General features: G+C 66.5%; 16 protein-coding genes. 10 read left to right on the top strand and 6 right to left on the bottom strand.

Translation table 11 applies throughout. The features are described from left to right. Positions 1-10: 10 nt before the first annotated feature. Together EAG14_RS19225 and EAG14_RS19220 are read left to right on the top strand one after the other, a co-directional pair. Entirely contained in the window at positions 11-1,603 is a 1,593-nt protein-coding gene (locus tag EAG14_RS19225) for a GMC family oxidoreductase (RefSeq protein ID WP_121729832.1), read from the top strand. 148 nt (positions 1,604-1,751) lie between these two features. Continuing rightward, on the top strand, positions 1,752-2,147 hold the full coding sequence (locus EAG14_RS19220) for a hypothetical protein (protein WP_121729831.1): 396 nt from the start codon (positions 1,752-1,754) through the stop codon (positions 2,145-2,147). Positions 2,148-2,168: 21 nt separating this feature from the next. On the opposite strand, the gene EAG14_RS19215 is transcribed toward EAG14_RS19220, so the two are convergent. After that, positions 2,169-3,053, bottom strand: a complete 885-nt coding sequence (locus tag EAG14_RS19215; RefSeq protein WP_240456848.1) for an ABC transporter permease — start codon at positions 3,051-3,053, stop codon at positions 2,169-2,171. A gap of 140 nt (positions 3,054-3,193) precedes the next feature. On the opposite strand from EAG14_RS19215, the gene purT reads away from it, so the two are divergent. Then, entirely contained in the window at positions 3,194-4,396 is a 1,203-nt protein-coding gene (gene purT, locus EAG14_RS19210; RefSeq protein ID WP_121730560.1) for a formate-dependent phosphoribosylglycinamide formyltransferase, read from the top strand. Positions 4,397-4,506: 110 nt separating this feature from the next. On the opposite strand, the gene EAG14_RS19205 is transcribed toward purT, so the two are convergent. From EAG14_RS19205 to EAG14_RS19195, 3 genes are all read right to left on the bottom strand, one after another. Continuing rightward, the gene (locus EAG14_RS19205; protein WP_121729830.1) at positions 4,507-5,442 is read right to left on the bottom strand and encodes an ATP-binding cassette domain-containing protein; all 936 of its coding nucleotides are present in this window, start codon (positions 5,440-5,442) and stop codon (positions 4,507-4,509) included. Between the two features lie 123 nt (positions 5,443-5,565). Then, positions 5,566-6,711, bottom strand: coding sequence for a GGDEF domain-containing protein (locus tag EAG14_RS19200; protein WP_121729829.1), 1,146 nt, complete (start codon positions 6,709-6,711; stop codon positions 5,566-5,568). A 287-nt stretch (positions 6,712-6,998) separates the two neighbouring features. Continuing rightward, positions 6,999-8,498, bottom strand: a complete 1,500-nt coding sequence (locus tag EAG14_RS19195; protein ID WP_099742916.1) for an AMP nucleosidase — start codon at positions 8,496-8,498, stop codon at positions 6,999-7,001. 90 nt (positions 8,499-8,588) lie between these two features. Here EAG14_RS19195 and EAG14_RS19190 point away from each other — a divergent pair, with 90 nt between their 5' ends. The 3 genes from EAG14_RS19190 (at position 8,589) to EAG14_RS19180 (ending at position 12,496) form a co-directional block, all read left to right on the top strand. After that, positions 8,589-9,842, top strand: a complete 1,254-nt coding sequence (locus EAG14_RS19190) for a DUF4010 domain-containing protein (protein WP_121729828.1) — start codon at positions 8,589-8,591, stop codon at positions 9,840-9,842. 46 nt (positions 9,843-9,888) lie between these two features. After that, positions 9,889-11,295: an ATP-dependent RNA helicase DbpA gene (gene dbpA, locus EAG14_RS19185; RefSeq protein WP_099742918.1), complete on the top strand. Its 1,407-nt coding sequence runs from the start codon at positions 9,889-9,891 to the stop codon at positions 11,293-11,295. Positions 11,296-11,482: 187 nt separating this feature from the next. Beyond that, positions 11,483-12,496, top strand: a complete 1,014-nt coding sequence (locus EAG14_RS19180) for a tripartite tricarboxylate transporter substrate-binding protein (protein WP_121729827.1) — start codon at positions 11,483-11,485, stop codon at positions 12,494-12,496. A gap of 219 nt (positions 12,497-12,715) precedes the next feature. Here EAG14_RS19180 and EAG14_RS19175 read toward each other — a convergent pair whose 3' ends face one another. Beyond that, positions 12,716-14,260 (bottom strand): methyl-accepting chemotaxis protein, encoded by a 1,545-nt coding sequence (locus tag EAG14_RS19175; protein WP_121730559.1) that lies wholly within the window; start codon positions 14,258-14,260, stop codon positions 12,716-12,718. A 325-nt stretch (positions 14,261-14,585) separates the two neighbouring features. On the opposite strand from EAG14_RS19175, the gene EAG14_RS19170 reads away from it, so the two are divergent. From EAG14_RS19170 to dtd, 4 genes are all read left to right on the top strand, one after another. Then, entirely contained in the window at positions 14,586-15,350 is a 765-nt protein-coding gene (locus EAG14_RS19170; RefSeq protein WP_121729826.1) for a GntR family transcriptional regulator, read from the top strand. A 114-nt stretch (positions 15,351-15,464) separates the two neighbouring features. Then, positions 15,465-16,478, top strand: a complete 1,014-nt coding sequence (locus tag EAG14_RS19165; RefSeq protein WP_099742922.1) for a tripartite tricarboxylate transporter substrate binding protein — start codon at positions 15,465-15,467, stop codon at positions 16,476-16,478. A gap of 3 nt (positions 16,479-16,481) precedes the next feature. After that, positions 16,482-17,309: an amidohydrolase gene (locus tag EAG14_RS19160; RefSeq protein ID WP_121729825.1), complete on the top strand. Its 828-nt coding sequence runs from the start codon at positions 16,482-16,484 to the stop codon at positions 17,307-17,309. A 122-nt stretch (positions 17,310-17,431) separates the two neighbouring features. Next, the gene (gene dtd / locus EAG14_RS19155; RefSeq protein WP_121729824.1) at positions 17,432-17,887 is read left to right on the top strand and encodes a D-aminoacyl-tRNA deacylase; all 456 of its coding nucleotides are present in this window, start codon (positions 17,432-17,434) and stop codon (positions 17,885-17,887) included. A gap of 77 nt (positions 17,888-17,964) precedes the next feature. Here dtd and EAG14_RS19150 read toward each other — a convergent pair whose 3' ends face one another. Further along, the gene (locus tag EAG14_RS19150; protein ID WP_121729823.1) at positions 17,965-18,705 is read right to left on the bottom strand and encodes a sulfite exporter TauE/SafE family protein; all 741 of its coding nucleotides are present in this window, start codon (positions 18,703-18,705) and stop codon (positions 17,965-17,967) included. Between the last annotated feature and the right edge of the window lie 68 nt (positions 18,706-18,773).

Genomic DNA, 18,773 nt, shown 5'->3' with positions numbered 1-18,773 from the left:
GGAGGCGGCCATGTTCGATTACATCGTGGTGGGAGGGGGCTCGGCGGGGTCTGTGCTGGCGGGTCGCTTGTCAGAGGACCCGGCTGTGCGCGTGTGCCTGCTGGAGGCTGGTGCGGCCGATACCAGCGTGTTCATCCACTGCCCTGCGGGCCTGGCGGCCATGGCGCGGCTGCAGTCGCACAGCTGGCACCAGAGCACCGTGCCGCAGCCTGGGCTGAACGGGCGCAGGGGCTACCAGCCGCGCGGCAAAGTGCTGGGGGGCTCCAGTTCGGTCAACGCCATGGTCTACGTGCGTGGGCAGGCTGCCGACTACGACCACTGGGCCGCGCAAGGCAACCCAGGGTGGGCCTGGGCCGATGTGCTGCCCTACTTTGTGCGTGCCGAGCACAACGAGCGCATCACCGATGCACTGCATGGCCAAGGTGGCCCCTTCAACGTGGCCGACCTGCGCTCGCCCCACCGCGTGAGCCAGCGCTTTGTGCAGGCGGGCGAGGAGGCGGGCTACCCCCACAACACCGATTTCAACGGCCCCACGCAAGAGGGGGTGGGCCTGTACCAGGTCACCCACAAAAACGGCGAGCGCCACAGCGCCGCCAAGGCCTACCTGACCCCGCACCTGGGGCGCGCCAACCTGCAGGTCATCACCGAGGTGCATGCCACGCGCATCCTCATGGACGGGCGGCGCGCCGTGGGCGTGGAGTACCGCCAGGGCGGGCAACTCAAGCAGGTGCGCGCGGCGCGCGAAGTGCTGCTGAGCGCCGGGGCTTTGCTGTCGCCGCAGCTGTTGATGCTCTCGGGCATTGGCCCGGCCGCGCAACTGCAGCAGCACGGCATTGCCGTAGTGCATGCGCTGCCCGGCGTGGGAGAGCACCTGCACGACCACCCCGATGTGGTGCTGCTGTACGACGCGCCGCACCTCAAGGACCTGTTTGGCGTGTCGGCAGCGGGGCTGCTGCGGGTGGTGCAGGGCATGGCCCAGTGGCGCAAGGAGCGCCGGGGCATGCTCACCACCAACTTTGCCGAGGCCGGGGGCTTTATCTGCAGCAGCGCGGCCGAGCCCGCGCCCGATCTGCAACTGCACTTTGTGATTGGCAAGCTGGTGGACCATGGGCGCCAGACCGCGCTGGGCCACGGCTACTCGTCGCATGTGTGCCTGCTGCAGCCGCGCAGCCGGGGGCGTGTGCGCCTGGCCAGCGCCGATGCCATGGCGCTGCCGCTGGTGGACCCGAACTTTCTGGCCGATGCGGACGACCTGCGGCGCATGGTGCTGGGCGTGCGCCGCATGCGCTCCATCCTGTCGCAGCCCGCGCTGGCCGACCTGGGCGCACGCGAGCTGCCTGCATCGGCCGCCGCGCACACCGATGCCGACATTGCCGCCTTCATCCGAAACCATGCCGACACCATCTACCACCCGGTGGGCTCGTGCCGCATGGGGCCCGGGCCCATGGATGTGGTGGACGCGCAGCTGCGTGTGCACGGTGTGCAGGGCTTGCGGGTGGTGGATGCCTCGGTCATGCCACGCATCGTCAGTGGCAACACCAACGCCCCCACGGTGATGATTGCCGAGAAGGCGGTGGACCTGCTGCGGGCCAGCGCTGCCTGAGTTTCTTGATCTGCATCAGGTGTCAGGTCCGTGGTGGGCCTGGAATGGGGAGGGTGCTGGGCGGCGTCCCTCAGAATGGAGTCTAGGGTTTACCCTTGGTTCTTGCCGCTGGCAAGAGACGCCGCCGCACCGCCGGCCCTGGAGCACCATGCAGACCGAAGCCGCACAACAGGCCCTGACCCAATACGCCCTGCGCCTGGAAGGCAGGCTGGAAAAACTGGACGAACGCATCGCCGCCCTGTCCCACTTGCTGGACGCCCGATTGGAGCAGCATGGGCAATTGCAGCAGTGGCTCCACCAGCAGCCCGCCACTCCCCAAAGCGGCCCCCACCAAAGCACCCGCGAAAGCCGCCTGCGCAGCGAGCTGCGGGGCCTGCTGGTACTGCGCTACCAGGTCATCACCCGCTATTGCAATGAACTGGGCGCCCCGCTGGCTTTGCAGCTGGTGTGCTACGCCGAAGAGCGCCTGCAAGCCAAGGGCTGGGCACCCGGGGCGGACGGGCTGGATGTGCAGGCCCTCAAGCACCTGAATGGGGCCCACTGAGCCGCTGCAGCGGCGTGCCCTTCAGCCGCGAAAGCGCCGCCGCGTCAGCGCCAGCGCCAGCCAGAAGGCCACCACGGTGGTGGCCACCAGCACCAGGCCGTGGCGCAAAGGCTGCAGTGGCCACTGGTCCATGAACAGCGGGCGCACCAGCTCCACCGCATTCGTCAGCGGCAGCCAGTCCGATATCGCACGCACCAGCGGCGGTAGCTGCTCGCGCGGGAAGAATACCCCCGACAAGAACATCATGGGCGTGAGCACCAGCGTGAAGTAGTACGTGAAAAAGTCATACCCCTTGGCCAGTGCATTGAAGATGAGCGCAATGCTGGAGAACATGATGCCCACCCCCAGCAGCACCGGCCACGCCACCAGCAACTTGGGGCTGTGGCTGATGCCCAGGGCCAGCATCACCCCCAGGATGGCCGTGACGGTGAACAGCGCCTTGAACGCCGCCCACAGCATCTCGGCCAGCACCACATCGTCGAGCATGACGGGCGCATTCATGATGCCGTCCCACGTCTTTTGCACATGCATGCGCGAGAAGGCCGAGTAGAGCGCCTCAAAGCTGGCCGCGTTCATGGCGCTCATGCAGATCGAGCCGCTGGCCAGGAACAGGATGTAGGGCACCTTGGCATCCCCGCCTGCGGCGCCCACGCTCACCTGCCCCACCAGGGCACCCATGCCGTAGCCAAAGGCCACCAGCCACATCAGCGGCTCGGCAATGTTGCCCACCAGGCTGGGGATGGCCAGCTTGCGCCACACCAGCAGGTTGCGCAAAAACACAGGCCACCAGCGGGCCGACAGCGCAGGCGGGCGCCAGACCGAAACTGGCGCGGGCGGGCGGGGCCGCAAGGTGCTGGGTGGGGCTGCGTCGGTGGCCTGGGGCTGCAAGCTGGGCGTGGTACTCATGGGGGCTATTGTGCGGGGCTCCAGGAATCCCCGGCGCGGTGATTCGCGCAGAGGGTTCCCAGGCTTTGCGCAGCAGGCAAAATCCTGGCCGACCCTCTTCTATCCTCTTTCCCCCCAATCACCGTTTGAAGGCCCTTGCCATGACCACCCTCGGAACCCCTTTATCCCCCCACGCCACCAAAGTCATGCTCTTGGGCTCGGGAGAGCTGGGCAAGGAAGTGCTGATCGCGCTGCAGCGCCTGGGCGTGGAGACCATTGCGGTCGACCGCTACGAGAACGCCCCCGGCCAGCAGGTGGCCCACCACGCACGCACCATTACCATGAGCGACCCGGCCCAGCTCAAGGCCCTGATCGAGGCTGAGCGCCCGCACCTGGTCGTGCCCGAGATCGAAGCCATCGCCACCCCCATGCTCGAAGAGCTGGAAGCCGCCGGTGTGGTGCGCGTCATCCCCACCGCTCGCGCCGCGCGCCTGACCATGGACCGTGAAGGCATCCGCGTGCTGGCCGCCGAAACGCTGGGCCTGCCCACCAGTCCTTACAAGTTCTGCAACTCGCTCGAAGAACTGCAGGCAGCGATTGATGCAGGCATCGGCTACCCCTGCATCGTCAAGCCCGTGATGAGCAGCTCCGGCAAGGGCCAAAGCAAGATCGACGGCCCGGCCGATGTACCAAAAGCCTGGGACTACGCCATGGCCGGTGGCCGCGTGAGCCACGGCCGCGTCATCGTCGAAGGCTTCATTGACTTTGACTACGAAATCACCCAGCTCACGGTGCGCTCGGTCGGTGCCGACGGCCAGATCGCCACCAGCTTTTGCGACCCCATCGGTCACGTGCAGGTCAGCGGCGACTATGTGGAAAGCTGGCAGCCGCACCCCATGCACCCCGCAGCGCTGGAAAAATCGCGTCAGATTGCCAAGGCCGTCACCGACAACCTGGGCGGCCAGGGATTGTTCGGTGTGGAGCTGTTCGTGAAGGGCCAGGACGTCTGGTTCAGCGAAGTCAGCCCCCGCCCGCACGACACGGGCCTGGTCACGCTGTGCACCCAGCACCAGAGCGAGTTCGAACTGCACGCCCGCGCCATCCTGGGCCTGCCCGTGGACACCAGCCTGCGCAACCCCGGCGCCAGTGCCGTGATCTATGGCGGCATGGAAGCCCAAGGCATTGTGTTTGACGGCGTGGATGAAGCCCTGCGCGTGCCCGGCACCGACCTGCGCCTGTTCGGCAAGCCCGAGAGCTTTGCCAAGCGCCGCATGGGCGTGGCCCTGGCGCGTGCGGCCGACGTGGATGCGGCCCGCACCAACGCCAAGCTGGCGGCCAGCAAGGTCAAGCCACGCAAGGCTTGATGCTGCGTTTTAAGTGAAATTGGCCGCTAGCGCTTATTCAGAAAGCGCTGGCAGCTATCATTTTGGGTATGACGGGTGGGCGCAGCGTCACCCGACGCCACGCTTCAGCCCTACTCCCGAATCTGCCGCCCCGTCAGCTTCAGGAACAAGTCCTCCAGGTTGGCGGGCCGGTGCAGCGTGCGCAGGTGCCCGTGCTGCCCCAGCGCTTGCAACAGCGGCTGTGCGTTCTGCGTGTAGAAGAACACCGTCTCGCCGCTGATCTCCACGCGGGCAGCCAGGGCACGCAGGTTCGCATCCTCGGCCAGCGCCACGGCGCCCACACCAAAGACTTCCACCACATCGCTTTCCAGGTGCTGGGCGATCAGCTCGCGCGGCTTGCCTTCGGCGATTTTCTTGCCATGGTCCAGCACCAGCAGACGCGAGCACAGGCGCTCGGCCTCGTCCATGAAGTGGGTGGTCAGCAAGATGGAGGTGCCTTGCTGCAGCAGCAGTTGCAGGCGCTCCCACATCAGGTGACGGGCCTGCGGGTCGAGGCCTGTGGTGGGCTCGTCCAGCAGCAGCAGGCGCGGGCGGTTGACGAGGGCACGGGCCAGCGACAGGCGCCGCTTCATCCCGCCCGAGAGTTCACCCGGCTTGGCGTCTGCTTTGTGCGTGAGCGCGGCAAACTCCAGCAGTTGCGGCACGCGCTCGTCCATGGTGTGGCCCTGGATGCCAAAGTAGCGGCCAAACACGCGCAGGTTTTCGGCGCAGGTGAAATCCGGGTCCAGCGTGTCGAACTGCGTGACCACGCCGAGCTGCGCCTTGATGGCGAGTGCGTCGCGCGGCATGTACAGCGGCTCGGTCGCGCCCTCGGGGTAGAACAGCACGTCGCCACTGTCGGGCGCCGTGAGGCCCAGGCACATGCGGATGGTGGTGGTCTTGCCCGCCCCGTTGGGGCCGATGACGCCAAGGCATTCGCCGGGTGCGATGGCAAAAGACACATCGTTCACCACCGTGGCATCGCCATAGTGCTTGTACAGGTTCTGGACGGCAAAGAGTTCGCTCATGCCGCCATTGTGGCGGCATTGGGGCAGCGGGGGCTCAGAGCTTGAAGCGAAATTGGCCTCTAGCACTTATTTGATAAGCGCTGGAAGCTATCGAAAATATAGCGTTTTGGATAGCGCGACTGCTCAGCGGGCCGCCAGCAGCTGCCCCCGGCCTGCGGCTTTGGCGGCATACAGAGCGGTATCGGCCCGGGCCATGAGCGGGGTCAGTGCGTCGTCCTGGGGCGTCAGCACGGCCATGCCAGCGCTGTAGTTGAGCGCAAAGCCCAGCTCCGGCACGCTGCACTCGGCCAGCCGCTTGCGCAGGCGCCGGTCAAACGAGGTGCCTGCCGGGGCGCTGTTGTGCAGCAGCAGCACGCCAAACTCTTCACCGCCCAGGCGGCCCACCATGTCGCCGCTGCGGTGGCACTCTTGAAGCAGGCGACCAAACAGTTGCAGGGCGCGGTCACCGGTTTCGTGGCCCAGGGTGTCGTTGATTTGCTTGAAGTGGTCGATGTCCAGCATCAGCGCCGTCAGGGGCAGGCGGTGGCGCTGTGCGTGCGAGATCATGGCGGCCCCTTGCGCGGCAAACGAGCGGCGGTTGGCCAGCCCGGTCAGCCCGTCGGTCATGGCCAGGTCGCGCAGCTTGCGCTCGGCCTCGGCATGCCAGGCCACCAGGATGGCGACGGTGCCCAGCACCAGGCTGATGTTGGTGGCCACGGCGGCCCCCAGGTTGACGGGGTGGGGCGTGCGAAAGCTGGGGTACTGGTCGGTGAACGCGCCCAGCACGCCTCGCGCCAGCGTGAAGCCCGCCGAAGTGAGCAGGCACAGCATGAGCAGGCGGCGCCAGCGCGCATCGGCCGGCGTGGTGGGTGCTGCCGGGTAGAGCGTGGCACGGGCCACGATGAGCAAAATTGCAGCCATCAAAAAGTTGGCCCAGCCCACGCGAAAGGCGTAGTGCCCAAAGCCGAGGGCATAGCCCAGCGGCATCAGGCACACCAGCGCCAGCAGCGTGCGCTTGAAGGGGCGCGCGCCCAGCCATTCGCGCAGCGCCCGGTACAGCAGCCACTGTGCCCAGGCGTTGCAGGCCATCGACAGGGTGGACAGGGCTTGGTCCCACAGGGTGGACGAGGCAATGATGGCGGCCCACGCCAGGGCCTGCAGCAGCATGCTGGCCTGCACGTTGCGCGCAGCCTGGCTCACGTCGCGGCCCATGACGAGCGGCAGCGCCGCCGAGATGGCGAACAGGTTGGCCGCCATCACGGCCATCAGCGTGAGAAAGTCCAGGGTCATTGAAAAGTCAGCAGGCCCGCCACCTAGGAGCCTGTTGGACTTGGAAATCGTCGGCTGCAAATCGACCGCAGCGGTCCATTTTTCACCGTCTTTTTGCCCCATAGCTCGGCTATGGGACTGCAAATTCGGCAAAAACTGTCCTCGCTGGGGCCGATTTTGATGAAACCCACGGTTTTCGCTATCGACGCTCCAAGTCCAACAGGCTCCTAGGCGTTGTGGGCCCGTGGGCAGTGGTCAAAACCGCCAGCGCGGAGTGGCGCGTGCGGCTTTTTGAAACGGGGCAGAGCTTACTGGAAAGCCACTTCCGCAAAGCTGCGCAGCTTGCGGCTGTGCAGGCGGGCCATGCCTTCGGCGCGCAGTGTCTCCAGTGCGCGGATGCCGATGCGCAGGTGCTGGTCTACGCGCTCACGGTAGAAGTGGTTGGCCATGCCGGGCAGCTTGATTTCGCCGTGCAGGGGCTTGTCGCTCACGCACAGCAGGGTGCCGTAGGGCACGCGAAAACGGAAGCCGTTGGCGGCGATGGTGGCGCTTTCCATGTCCAGCGCCACGGCGCGGCTTTGGCTGAAGCGGCGTTGGGGCTGGTTGTCGGGCAGCAGCTCCCAGTTGCGGTTGTCGGTGCTGGCGACGGTGCCGGTGCGCATGATGCGCTTGAGGTCGGCGCCGGTCACACCGGTCACGTCTTCCACCGCGGATTCAAGGGCGAGCTGGATCTCGGCCAGGGCGGGGATGGGCACCCACAGCGGCAGTTCTTCGTCCAGCACGTGGTCTTCGCGCACATAGCCGTGGGCCAGCACGTAGTCGCCCAGCTGCTGGCTGTTGCGCAGGCCTGCGCAGTGGCCCAGCATGATCCAGGCGTGCGGGCGCAGCACGGCGATGTGGTCGGTGATGTTCTTGGCGTTGGCCGGGCCCACGCCGATGTTGACCATGGTGATGCCGCTGTGGTCGGCGCGCACCAGGTGGTAGGCGGGCATTTGCGGCAGGCGTGGGGGCGGGGCGCCCAGCTCGTCACCGGGCTCGGCGGCCAGGCCGGTGCGGCGGGTAACCACGTTGCCGGGCTCGATGAAGGCGATGTATTCGCTATCGGGCTTGGCCATCTCTTCATGGCCCAGGCGCACGAATTCGTCGATGTAGAACTGGTAGTTGGTGAACAGCACAAAGTTCTGGAAGGCGCGCGGCGAGGTGCCGGTGTAGTGGCGCAGGCGGTGCAGCGAGTAGTCCACGCGCGGCGCGGTGAACAGCGACAGGGGCTGCGCCTCGCCGGGCTTGGGCTCCCAGGTGCCGTTGGCAATACCGTCGTCCATGGCGGCCAGGTCGGGCAGGTCGAACACGTCGCGCATCAGGGTGCGGCGCTCGGCGCTCATCTGGCCTTCGACATGGTCGTGCTCGCTGAACGAGAAGTGCACGGGGATGGGCTGGTGGCTGGTGCCCACTTCCAACTCCACGCCATGGTTTTGCAGCAGCAGCTGGAATTGCTCCAGGTAGTACTCGTGGTACAGGTCGGGGCGGGTCAGCGTGGTCTCAAAGCGGCCGGGGCCGGCCACAAAGCCGTAGGCCAGGTGGGCGATGTCAGGGTTGGGCTTGGCGCGCGAGACGGTGTCGGTCTGGATGCGCACATAGGGGTAGCAGGCGCGCACGTGGCCGGGCAGGGTCTCGCCCGCGACAAAGCGCTGCATGCTGGCGCGCAGCAGGTCGATCTGGTGGTTGTAGATGTGGTGCACCTGCGCCAGAGCCGAGGCGGCCGTCGTGTGGCGGGTGGGGGCGATGAAGTCGGAGGATGTGGGGGCCATGGCGCTATTGTCCACAAGTCCGCTGGCGCGGGGCCGGGCTGGAGTATCGTGCCTGTCATGGGGTGTCCAAGGAAGGGTGTGGTCGTGGGGATGCAGGATTTACAAGGCTTTTATGCCGCACTGGCGGTGCTGGCCAGCGCGCTGGGGTGTGGCTTGCTGATGGGCATTGAGCGTGAGCGCCGCAAGGGCAGCGGGCCGCACCGGGCGCTGGCGGGGGTGCGCTCGTTCACGCTGGTCAGTCTGGCCGGGGCGGTGGCGGCGCTGTCGGGCTCGGTGGTGCTGCTGGGGGTGGGCGCCACCTTTGTGGCGGCGCTGGGCGTGGTGGCCTATGTGCGCGATCGCTCGGAAGACCCCGGTGTGGCCACCGAGATTGCCTTGCTGATGGCCTACCTGATTGGCGTGCTGTGCGCCAGCAACCGCTTGCTGGGGGCCGCGCTGGCCGTGACGGTGACGGGGATCTTGGCGCTGCGCGGGCCGCTGCATGAGTTTTCAAACCACTGGCTGCAGCCCGGCGAGGTGCGCAGCGGCCTGGTGCTGGCGGCGCTGGCGCTGCTGGTGTTTCCGCTGGTGCCCAACCAGCCGCTGCTGCAGGACCTGCTCAATCCGCAGGTGGTGCTGCGGCTGGTGATCGTGCTGTTGCTCATCCAGTCGCTGGCCCATGTGGCGCGGCGGCTGATGCAGGCACGCCAGGCCGTGGCGCTGTCGGCGCTGGCGTCGGGCTTTGTCTCCAGCACCGCCACTATTGCCAGCCTGGGCATGGAGGTGCGCGCAGGCAAGTCCAGCGCCCGTGCACAGGCCAGCGGCGCGGTGCTGTCGTGCGTGGCCACCATGCTGCATGTGCTGGTGGTGGCCGCCACGGTGCAGCCGCAGTGGCTGCCGCGCCTGGCGCTGCCAGCGCTGGCCGGGGGCTTGGTGGCTGGTGCCTGGGGGCTGTGGCTGCTGCGGGGGGCGGGCGAGCAGACGGCCCCCTCTGCCGCCCTGGCCGCCGACGCTCCCATGTTCAAACTGCGCGATGTGGTGCTGATCACCTTGCTGCTGACGGGCATCCAGGTGGGCGTGCGCTGGCTGGACCGCACCCAGGGCGATGCAGGCATGCTGGCCGGAGCCCTGCTGGCCGGGCTGGCCGATGTGCACGCGGCCGCCGCGGCAGTGCTGATGCATGCCTTGCCGGGGCAGCCTGCTGCCCTGGGCGTGGAGCACGCCCTGATGGCCGCGCTGCTGGTGCATGCCGTGAGCAAAAGCGGGGTTGCCTGGGTGAGCGGTGGGGGCGCTTATGCCGCCACCGTGGCCCCGGGTGTGCTGGCCAACACGGTGGCATTTATCGGCGTGCTGGCGTTGCTCTGAACACGTTAGAAAGGTTCTTGGAGGCACGGGCCGGATAATCCATCCCATGACCTCCAAAGAAAACCAAGCCAGCACGGACTTCAGCACGCTGGCGCTGAGCCCCACGACGCTGGCCAACCTGCAGCAGCTGGGCTACACCACGATGACCCCCATCCAGGCGGCCAGCCTGCCGCCCGCGCTGCTGGGCAAAGACCTGATCGCCCAGGCCAGCACGGGCAGCGGCAAGACCGCCGCGTTTGCCCTGGCCCTGCTGGCCAACCTCAACCCCCGCCGCTTTGCCGTGCAGGCCCTGGTGCTGTGCCCTACGCGCGAGCTGGCCGACCAGGTGACCACCGAAATCCGCCGCCTGGCGCGGGCCGAAGAAAACATCAAGGTCGTAACCCTGTGCGGCGGCGTGCCGCTGCGCGGGCAGATGCTGAGCCTGGAGCACGGCGCGCACATCGTGGTGGGCACGCCCGGCCGCGTGATGGATCACCTGGAGCGCCAGCACCTGACCCTGGAAGCCCTGAACACCTTGGTGCTGGACGAAGCTGACCGCATGCTGGACATGGGCTTCTTCGACGACATCGTGACCGTGGCGCGCCAGTGCCCCAAAGAGCGGCAAACCCTGCTGTTCTCGGCCACCTACCCCGAAGGCATTGCCAAGCTCAGCGCCCAGTTCATGAAGCAGCCCGTGCAGATCACGGTGCAGGCCCAGCATGCCGAGGGCAAGATCGAGCAGCGCTGGTACGAGGTGAAGAACAGCGAGCGGCTGCATGTGGTGTCGCAGTTGCTCAACCACTTCCGTCCCGAATCATCGATTGCGTTTTGCAACACCAAGCAGCAGTGCCGCGACCTGGTGGGCGTGCTGCAAGCCCAGGGCTTCAGCGCGCTGGCGCTGTACGGCGAGCTGGAACAGCGCGAGCGCGACCAGGTGTTGGTGCAGTTTGCCAACCGCAGCTGCTCGGTGCTGGTGGCCACCGATGTGGCCGCACGGGGCCTCGATATTGCCAACCTGGCTGCCGTCATCAATGTGGACGTGACGCCCGACCCCGAAGTCCACATCCACCGCATTGGCCGCACCGGCCGGGGCGATGCCCAGGGCCTGGCGCTGAACCTGTCGAGCATGGATGAGATGGGTTATGTGGGCAAGATCGAGGTGCTGCAAGGCCGCGAATCCACCTGGTTTGCACTGGCCGACCTCAAGCCCACAGGCGACGGCCCGTTGCAGCCGCCCATGGCCACCATCCAGATCGTGGGTGGCCGCAAGGAAAAGATCCGCGCGGGTGATGTGCTGGGCGCGCTGACCGGCGACCTGGGCTACACCCGCGAGCAGGTGGGCAAGATCAACGTGAATGACTTTTCTACCTACGTGGCGGTGGACCGGGCGATTGCCGCCCAAGTGGCCGCGCGCTTGAACAGCGGACGGGTCAAGGGCAAGAGCGTGAAGGCGCGGTTGATCGAAGACTGCTGATTGGCCTGCGTTGGGGCCGGGTAGGCGTGGCGTGCCTTGGGAGGGCGTCGCATGCATACGACAGGTTACGGTTTTTGCGGCTTGTGGTCTTTGCCGGTGGTGTCTAGAGTGCGTGAAATTTCGGGTTAACAATGATTGACATTCGCAAGAATGTGTATCGTCGACCTTTTCGCCTATTTCCATCGCCATGAACACCTTGCCTTCTGCCGTGCCATTTGCTGCGCCCGTTTCCCATCCGCGCCGTGTGTTTTTATCGCGAGGGCTGGTGGGGGCCGCTGCGGTGGCCGCTCCGGTGTTGGGGCAGGCCCAAAATGGCCCGGTGCGGCTGGTGGTGTCTTACCCGGCGGGCGGTGGTGCCGACCTGATGGCACGCCTCATTGCCCCCCACTTTTCAGCGGCCCTGGGCAGCACGGTCGAGGTGGAGAACATGCCCGGCGACAGCGGGCAAAAGGCGGCACTGCACGTGGCCAAGGCGGCACCCAACGGTCGCACCTTGCTGCTCGATGCGTCGTCCTTCTCGGTCAATCCATCGCTGTTTGCCCAGCTGCCTTACGACTCTGATACGGCTTTCTCGGTGTTGGGCGTGTTGGCGGTGTTCCCCAACGTGCTGGTGTGCCACCCGGCCTTTGAAGCCAAAACCGTGGCCGATCTGGTCCGCATGGCCAAGACCAAGCCTGACCAGATTGCATTTGCCTCGTCGGGCAATGGCTCGGCCCAGCACTTGGCTGGCGCGCTGTTTGAAGACCTGACGCAGATTTCCCTGAAACATGTGCCCTACAAGGGCGGTGGCCCGGCCATGGCCGATGTGGCTGCGGGAAAGGTGCCGCTGTTTTTTGCCAATGTGGCCTCATCGCGCGAGCAGCTGCAGTCGGGCAAGCTGCGGGCGCTGGCTGTCACATCGCGCCGCCGCACCAAGGTGCTGCCGCAGGTGCCGTCCATGGCGGAAGCGGGTGTGCCCAATTACGAAGTGCAGGAATGGAACCCTGTGCTGGCGCAGGCGGGTTTGCCCAAGGAAGAACGCCAGCGCTTGTTCGATGCGCTGAACAAGGCCTTGAAGGTGCCCGAGGTGGTATCGAAGGTGCAGGCCCTTGGGGGTGAGGTGTTTCCGAACGCCACCGATGGTTTGGCGGCGGGCTTCATCAAGACACAGCAAGTGCAGTGGCGCCGGGTGATCACGGCCCGCAAGATCCAAGCGGGGTGAGTGCTTTAGGAACCCTCTGCTCGAATCGAGCGGAAAGTGTGCGCCGCAGACCGCCCGAGACCGCAGATGCACACGGCACGGCGATTTGTGCGGAGGTTCCCTGGGCATTGCGAGGGCTGTTTTGGGCTGCGGTGCCCGGGCAGATGTCGAATGGATGCCGTGGGGGGCTGGCCAGGGGGGCTTGCGGCGTGACCAAGCCTGCGGCGAGGTAGAGGCGACTTACTGGAGTCGGAAGCGTGCCACCACTGCGATGAGCCGCCCCGCCTGATCGCGCAGTGACTCTGACGCCGCAGCGGATTGCTCCACCAGCGCTGCGTTTTGCTGCGTCATGCCATCGAGCTGCGAGATGGCGGTGTTGACCTCGCCCACGCTTTGGCTTTGCTCTTTGATGGTGCTGGCGATCTCGCCGATCAGGTGGCTGACCCGCTGCACCGAGTCCACCACCTTGTCCATGGTCTGGCCCGCCTCGCCCACGAGCCGGGCTCCGCCCTCGACCTCGTCCACCGAACTCACGATCAATTGCTTGATCTCGCGGGCTGCTTGCGCGCTGCGTTGCGCCAACGTGCGCACCTCGGTGGCCACCACCGCAAAGCCACGGCCTTGTTCGCCCGCCCGTGCGGCTTCCACCGCCGCGTTGAGAGCCAGGATGTTGGTCTGGAAGGCAATGCTGTCGATGACGCCGATGATGTCGCCGATCTTGCGCGAAGAGGTCTGAATGCCGTCCATGGTGTGGATCACTCGCGCAACCACTTGGCCGCCCGCCAATGCCACGTCGGACGCTGCCGATGCCAGCTGGTGTGCTTGTTGTGCGGATGCCGAGCTCTGGCGCACGGTATCGGTCACCTGTTGCAAAGCAGCCGAGGTTTGTTCGATGCTGGCTGCGGCAGCTTCGGTGCGCACCGATAGATCCTGGCCACCACTGCTGACTTCCTGGCTAGCGATGGAAATGCTGTCAGCACTGCGCCTTACGTCGCTGACGGAGGCATGAAGGGCCCCTTGCATGCGTCCCAGTGCGCGCAGCAAATCGCCCAGCTCATCCCCTCTCGCGGAGCGAAGTTCGCCTGTCAGGTCACCGTCTGCAATGCGGTCCGCGGTTTTCGCCGCAAAGCCCAGGGGCACAGTCAGCGAGCGCGTGAGAAACCAGCCCACGGCAGCCCCCGTGGCCAGCATCCCCGCCATCATGAGCCATATGCCCCAAAGCACCGTGCGGTAGCTTTGCTCTCCTGCCACATTGGCCTCCCGCGCCCCTTCATCGTTCACAGCACTGAGCTTGCCGATGGCGTCGGTGGTCGCGCGAAAGGCTACACGCGAGTCACCGCGCAGGTAGGCGGTAGCCTCATCCGTCTTGGCATCGCGCAGCAGGGCCAGCAGCTTGCTCTGCGTTTCCTTGTACCGATCCACGGTGACTTTGAACACGTTGAAGAGCTGCTTCTCCTCCCCTTCGGAGAGGGTGTCGGCATAGGCTTCGAGCAGTTTGGGCACCAGGGTCCACTGCTTGTCGATGCGCGCGCTTTCGTCCTGGATGGTCTTGGCGTCGCCCCCCAGAATCATTTGCAGTTCGGCCCGCCGCATCTGGTTCAGTGCCTCGTTCAGGCCCGCGAGCTGTTGGGTGCTTGGCAGCCAGTTCGTGGCCAGATCGACCACCGTCCCATGCACACGGTTGACTCTGTGCACCGCAAACAATCCCATGGCCAACACCAGTAACAGCAAGAGGCCAAAGCCCAGGCCCAGACGCAAACCGACTCGCAGATTCGACAGAGACATCGTCATCTCCTCTAGGGGTGAGCTGAGGCATGGGGATGCCCTGGATGGGCCCATCGCCGCGTTGCTGTTGCAAATGGTAACGCAGAGGCAGCGAATCAGGGCCTCTGTTTTCTTCAGGCAGCCTGGAAGACGGGGCACTTACCCAGGGCCGGGCGATCGCCGCGTGACGCTGCGAGATCGTCAACAGCCTTCTTGGAGGGGGTTCTTCGCATCGCACGCCAAGCCGTGCACTGGGAAATGTGAACAGATATTCACATTTTTGCCATGCATTGGACACGCCAAGGCCTTACACTGAAAGTCCTCTATAGGACTATATCTTTCAGCCATGCCGACACTCCCCACCATGCCCACGCAGGGCTTGGCCCGCTATGCCGCCCTGGCCGATGTGCTGCGCCAGCGCATCGTGCGGGGCGAATGGCAGCCCGGCACGGCCTTGCCTGCCGAGCAAGTGCTGGCGCACGACCATTCGGTGGCGCTAGGCACCATTCGCCGCGCGTTGCAGCTGTTGACTGAGCAGAGCCTGATCGAGCGGGTGCACGGGCGCGGCACGTTTGTGCGCTCGGGCATCCCGGGCGCTTCCATGCTCCGCTTCTTTCGGTTTGGCGACGAGTGGGATACTGCCGTCCCTGCATCGGCCGCCTCTGCAGGGCAAGCCCCGCAGTCGCGCATCCTGTCCAAGCAGCGTGTGGCGGCCCCCGCCGAGGTGTCCCGCGCGCTGGGTCTGTCCGCCGGGGCGCCTGTGCTGCGGCTGGAGCGCCTGCGGTTGCTTGCGCAGCAGCCGCGCTTGCTGGAGCACATCTGGCTGCCATGCGAGTTGTTTGCGGCGCTGGAGCATGACGATGCGGGCCAGTGGGAGCCCTTGCTGTACCCCCTGTTTGCCCAGCGCTGCGATGTGCACGTGCACCGCGCTTCTGACGACATCGGCTTTGGCGCCTTGCCCACCGATGTGGCGGCCCACCTGGCGCTGCCGCCGGGCTACCCCTGCGCCGTGGTGCGCCGCAAAGCCTTCAACCTGGCGGGGCGCTGCGTGGAGTGGCGCACCACCTGGGGCGATGCCAACGCCTTTCACTACACCGTGCACCTGACTTGACCCGGCCTGAGCACGCAGCGCCGGCCCCGGCTGGGGTGGCCTGCTGCCGGGGTTGTGCCCAGGTCCTGTGCCGGGCATCTCCTGATTTTTACTGAGCGAAAGAGAGGACCTCTCATGACACAAGCAACCCGCCTGTCCGCGCGCACGCCGCTGTCGCGCCGCACCCTGTTGGTGGCGTCGGCCGCTGCCGCCGTGGCAGTCCCCTGGCGCCTTGCCACGGCAGCCCCCATTGCCGGTGGCAAGACGATCACCCTGGTGGTGTCGTACCCCGCTGGCGGCGGTGCCGACCTGATGGCCCGCATCATCGCCCCCCGCCTGGGCGAGGCGCTGGGCCAGAACGTGGTGGTGGACAACAAGCCCGGCGCCAGTGGCCAACTGGCCGCATCGGCCGTGGCACGCGCCACCCCGGATGGCGCCACGCTGCTGCTGGACGCGTCCTCGTTTGCCGTCAACCCATCGCTGTACCCCAAGCTGCCTTACGACAGCAACAAAGCCTTTGTGCCGCTGGCCGTGCTGGCCACCTTCCCCAACGTGCTGGTGTGCCACCCCGGGTTTGGCGTCACCTCGGTCAAAGAGGTGATTGCCCGCGCCAAGGCCAAGCCGGACGACGTGGCCTACGCCTCGTCGGGCAATGGCTCGGCGCAGCACCTGGCGGGGGCGTTGTTTGAAGAGCGCACCGGCGTGCGGCTGTCGCACATCCCCTACCGTGGCGGCGGCCCGGCCATGAACGACGTGATGGGCGGGCAGGTGCCACTGTTCTTCGCCAACGTGGCGTCGTCGCTGGGCCACATCCAGTCGGGCAAGCTGCGGGCCTTGGCGGTCACGGCGCCGGTGCGTGCGCGCTCGCTGCCCGATGTGCCCACCATGGCCGAAGCCGGGGTGCCCAACTACGAGGTGCTGGAGTGGAACCCGGTGCTGGCGCCCGCAGGCATTGCAGCAGACACCCGCGCCCAACTGGTGGCCGCCATCCGCAAGGCGCTGGCCGATCCGGAAGTGCTGGGCCGCATCCGCGCCTTGGGGGGCGATGCCTTTGCCGACCCCACCCAGGCCAGCGCGGGCAAGTTCATCCTGGCCCAGCAGGCGCAGTGGGGCAAGGTCATCCGCGAACGCAAGATCGTGGTGGGCTGACCGATGTCTCAGTTGCAAGCGTCTCAGACTTCATCTTCCGCCTTGTCGGCCGATGCAGGCTGGGACTGCCATGTGCATGTGTTTGATGCCAGCGCGCCAGTGCAGGGCGGCCACTACCAGCCCGCCCACCAGCCTCTGGAGCGCATAGAGGCGCAGGCCCATGCCCTGGGTGTTGGCCATCTGGTGCTGGTGCAGCCCAGCGTGTACGGCACCGACAACGGCGTGTTGCTGCAAGCGCTGGCGCGCGAGAGCGGCCGCCACCGGGGAGTGGTGGTGGTCGATGTGGACGTGACCGATGCCGAGCTGCAAACCATGCACGCCCTGGGTGTGCGGGGGGTGCGCTTTAACCTCGTCTCGCCCGTGGGCAATGGACCCGAGGCCCTGCGCGCGCTCGGCCCCCGGTTGCGGGCGCTGGGCTGGCATGTGCAGTGGTACGCGGGGCCGCAGCATTTGGCCCAGATTGCCGCCCTGCAGGCCGAATGCGCGCTGCCCTGCGTGCTGGACCACCTGGCGGGCATGCATGCGCAGTTGCCCGTGCACGACGCTGCCTGGCAAGACCTGGCGCGGCTGGCCGATGCGGGGGCGTGGATCAAGCTGTCTGGCTGGTACCGGCTGCAGGCCACGGCGCCTTACGACACGCTGCACGCGGCCACAGAGCGCGTGGCTGGGCTGTTTGGCCCGCGCATGGTGTTGGGCTCTGATTGGCCGCACACCTCTTTTGCGCCGGACGACATGCCCGCTTATGCCTCGGTGTGGACGCCGGTAGCGGCGGCGCTGGGTGCAGCGCGCGCGCAGCAGGTGTTGCAAGCGGGCGCGCAGCTTTACGCCTGACAGCACAAAGCACAGACGTGTAGACGTGTGCGTTTGGGAAAACCGTTCACGCTGAGCCCCTCGGCGGGGCTGTGTGAACGGCACAATGGCGCGGTTTTGATCTTCAAGGAAAGAGGCCGCTTTTGATCGCAGTATTGCAACGCGTGCGCGAGGCCCGCGTCGAAGTCGACAGCCAAGTGGTGGGCGCCATTGGCCCTGGCCTGCTGGTGTTGGTGTGCGCCGAACGCGGCGACACCGATGCCGAGGCCGACAAGCTGCTGGCCAAGGTGCTCAAGCTGCGCATCTTCAGCGACGCTGCGGGCAAAATGAACCAGAGCGTGCAAGACACAGCGGGTGGCCTGCTGCTGGTCAGCCAGTTCACCCTGGCGGCCGACACCACCGGCGGCAACCGCCCCAGCTTCACCCAGGCAGCCGCACCCGACGAGGGGCGCAGGCTGTATGACTACCTGGTGGCCCAGGCCCGCAAGGTGCACCCCGATGTCGCCACCGGCCAGTTCGCCGCCGACATGCAGGTGCATCTGGTCAACGATGGGCCGGTGACGATACCGATGCGGATGGCGCCAACGGTAGCTGTCTAGAGGTGTTTGGTATCAAATTGATAGCTGCTAGCGCTTGTTGGATAAGCGCTAGGGCCTGATTTGGTATGAAGAAAAGGCTATTGCCGCCAGAAAAACAACCCTGCCATCACCAGCCCGGTGATCACAATGCCCGCGCGCAGCCAGGGCGCCGGAATGCGCCGCGCCACGCGGGCGCCGCCCCAGCCGCCTGCGGTGGCCGCGGCCATCATCATCAGCGCCTGCGGCCACTGCACCACGCCGCCTGCGGCATAAATGGCCACGGCAATGGCGGTGAGCAGGGCAGATACCCAGTTTTTGAGGCCATTCATCGCGTTGAGCTGGGTTTGCCCCAGCAGTCCAAACAGAGCCAGCAGCAAAATGCCCAGGCCCCCGTTGAAGTAGCCGCCGTACAGCGCCACGGTCAGCACACCCACGGTGGCTTTGGTGGTCGACGGGTGCCCCCCGGCCAGCCGGGCGCGCAGCCGGGGGCCAAAGGCAAACAGCGCCGTGGCGGCCAGCAGCAGCCAGGGCACGACGCTGCGAAAGGTGGTGTCGGGGGTAACGAGCAACAAGGCGGCACCGGCGGCACCGCCGATGAGCGAAAGCACCACCAGCAGGCGCATGGACAGCCCCGGTGGCGGCGCGGTGTCCTCCCTGAATCCCCAGGCCCCGGCGATGTAGCCGGGCAGCAGGGCCACCGTGCCCGTGGCGTTGGCCATGACGGGCGGAACGCCGGTGAACACCAAGGCGGGCAGGGTCAAAAAGCTGCCGCCCCCGGCCACGGCATTGAGGGCCCCGGCCACAAAGGCTGCGGCCAGCAGCAAAGCGCTGTCGAACATGTCTCCTCCAGATTCAGGATGTGCAGCCGCTGCTTTGGCGGCTTGCTTCGATCTTAGGAGGACTGCGG

This window comes from Acidovorax sp. 1608163 (assembly GCF_003669015.1).
GTDB lineage: Bacteria > Pseudomonadota > Gammaproteobacteria > Burkholderiales > Burkholderiaceae_C > Acidovorax.
Note: the sequence above shows the minus strand (reverse complement) of the source record. Positions and strands in the feature narration are given on the sequence as shown.

What these genes read in the sequence shown, in the direction of transcription:
- EAG14_RS19200 (WP_121729829.1), bottom strand. Translation starts at nt 6,711, where the DNA reads ATGACCCTGGACTTTCTCACGCTGATGGCCGTGATGGCGGCCAACCTG.
- EAG14_RS19170 (WP_121729826.1), top strand. Translation starts at nt 14,586, where the DNA reads ATGCCGACACTCCCCACCATGCCCACGCAGGGCTTGGCCCGCTATGCC.
- dbpA (WP_099742918.1), top strand. Translation starts at nt 9,889, where the DNA reads ATGACCTCCAAAGAAAACCAAGCCAGCACGGACTTCAGCACGCTGGCG.
- EAG14_RS19190 (WP_121729828.1), top strand. Translation starts at nt 8,589, where the DNA reads ATGCAGGATTTACAAGGCTTTTATGCCGCACTGGCGGTGCTGGCCAGC.
- EAG14_RS19160 (WP_121729825.1), top strand. Translation starts at nt 16,482, where the DNA reads ATGTCTCAGTTGCAAGCGTCTCAGACTTCATCTTCCGCCTTGTCGGCC.
- purT (WP_121730560.1), top strand. Translation starts at nt 3,194, where the DNA reads ATGACCACCCTCGGAACCCCTTTATCCCCCCACGCCACCAAAGTCATG.
- EAG14_RS19225 (WP_121729832.1), top strand. Translation starts at nt 11, where the DNA reads ATGTTCGATTACATCGTGGTGGGAGGGGGCTCGGCGGGGTCTGTGCTG.
- EAG14_RS19150 (WP_121729823.1), bottom strand. Translation starts at nt 18,705, where the DNA reads ATGTTCGACAGCGCTTTGCTGCTGGCCGCAGCCTTTGTGGCCGGGGCC.
- EAG14_RS19215 (WP_240456848.1), bottom strand. Translation starts at nt 3,053, where the DNA reads ATGAGTACCACGCCCAGCTTGCAGCCCCAGGCCACCGACGCAGCCCCA.
- EAG14_RS19180 (WP_121729827.1), top strand. Translation starts at nt 11,483, where the DNA reads ATGAACACCTTGCCTTCTGCCGTGCCATTTGCTGCGCCCGTTTCCCAT.
- EAG14_RS19165 (WP_099742922.1), top strand. Translation starts at nt 15,465, where the DNA reads ATGACACAAGCAACCCGCCTGTCCGCGCGCACGCCGCTGTCGCGCCGC.
- EAG14_RS19220 (WP_121729831.1), top strand. Translation starts at nt 1,752, where the DNA reads ATGCAGACCGAAGCCGCACAACAGGCCCTGACCCAATACGCCCTGCGC.
- EAG14_RS19195 (WP_099742916.1), bottom strand. Translation starts at nt 8,498, where the DNA reads ATGGCCCCCACATCCTCCGACTTCATCGCCCCCACCCGCCACACGACG.
- EAG14_RS19205 (WP_121729830.1), bottom strand. Translation starts at nt 5,442, where the DNA reads ATGAGCGAACTCTTTGCCGTCCAGAACCTGTACAAGCACTATGGCGAT.
- EAG14_RS19175 (WP_121730559.1), bottom strand. Translation starts at nt 14,260, where the DNA reads ATGTCTCTGTCGAATCTGCGAGTCGGTTTGCGTCTGGGCCTGGGCTTT.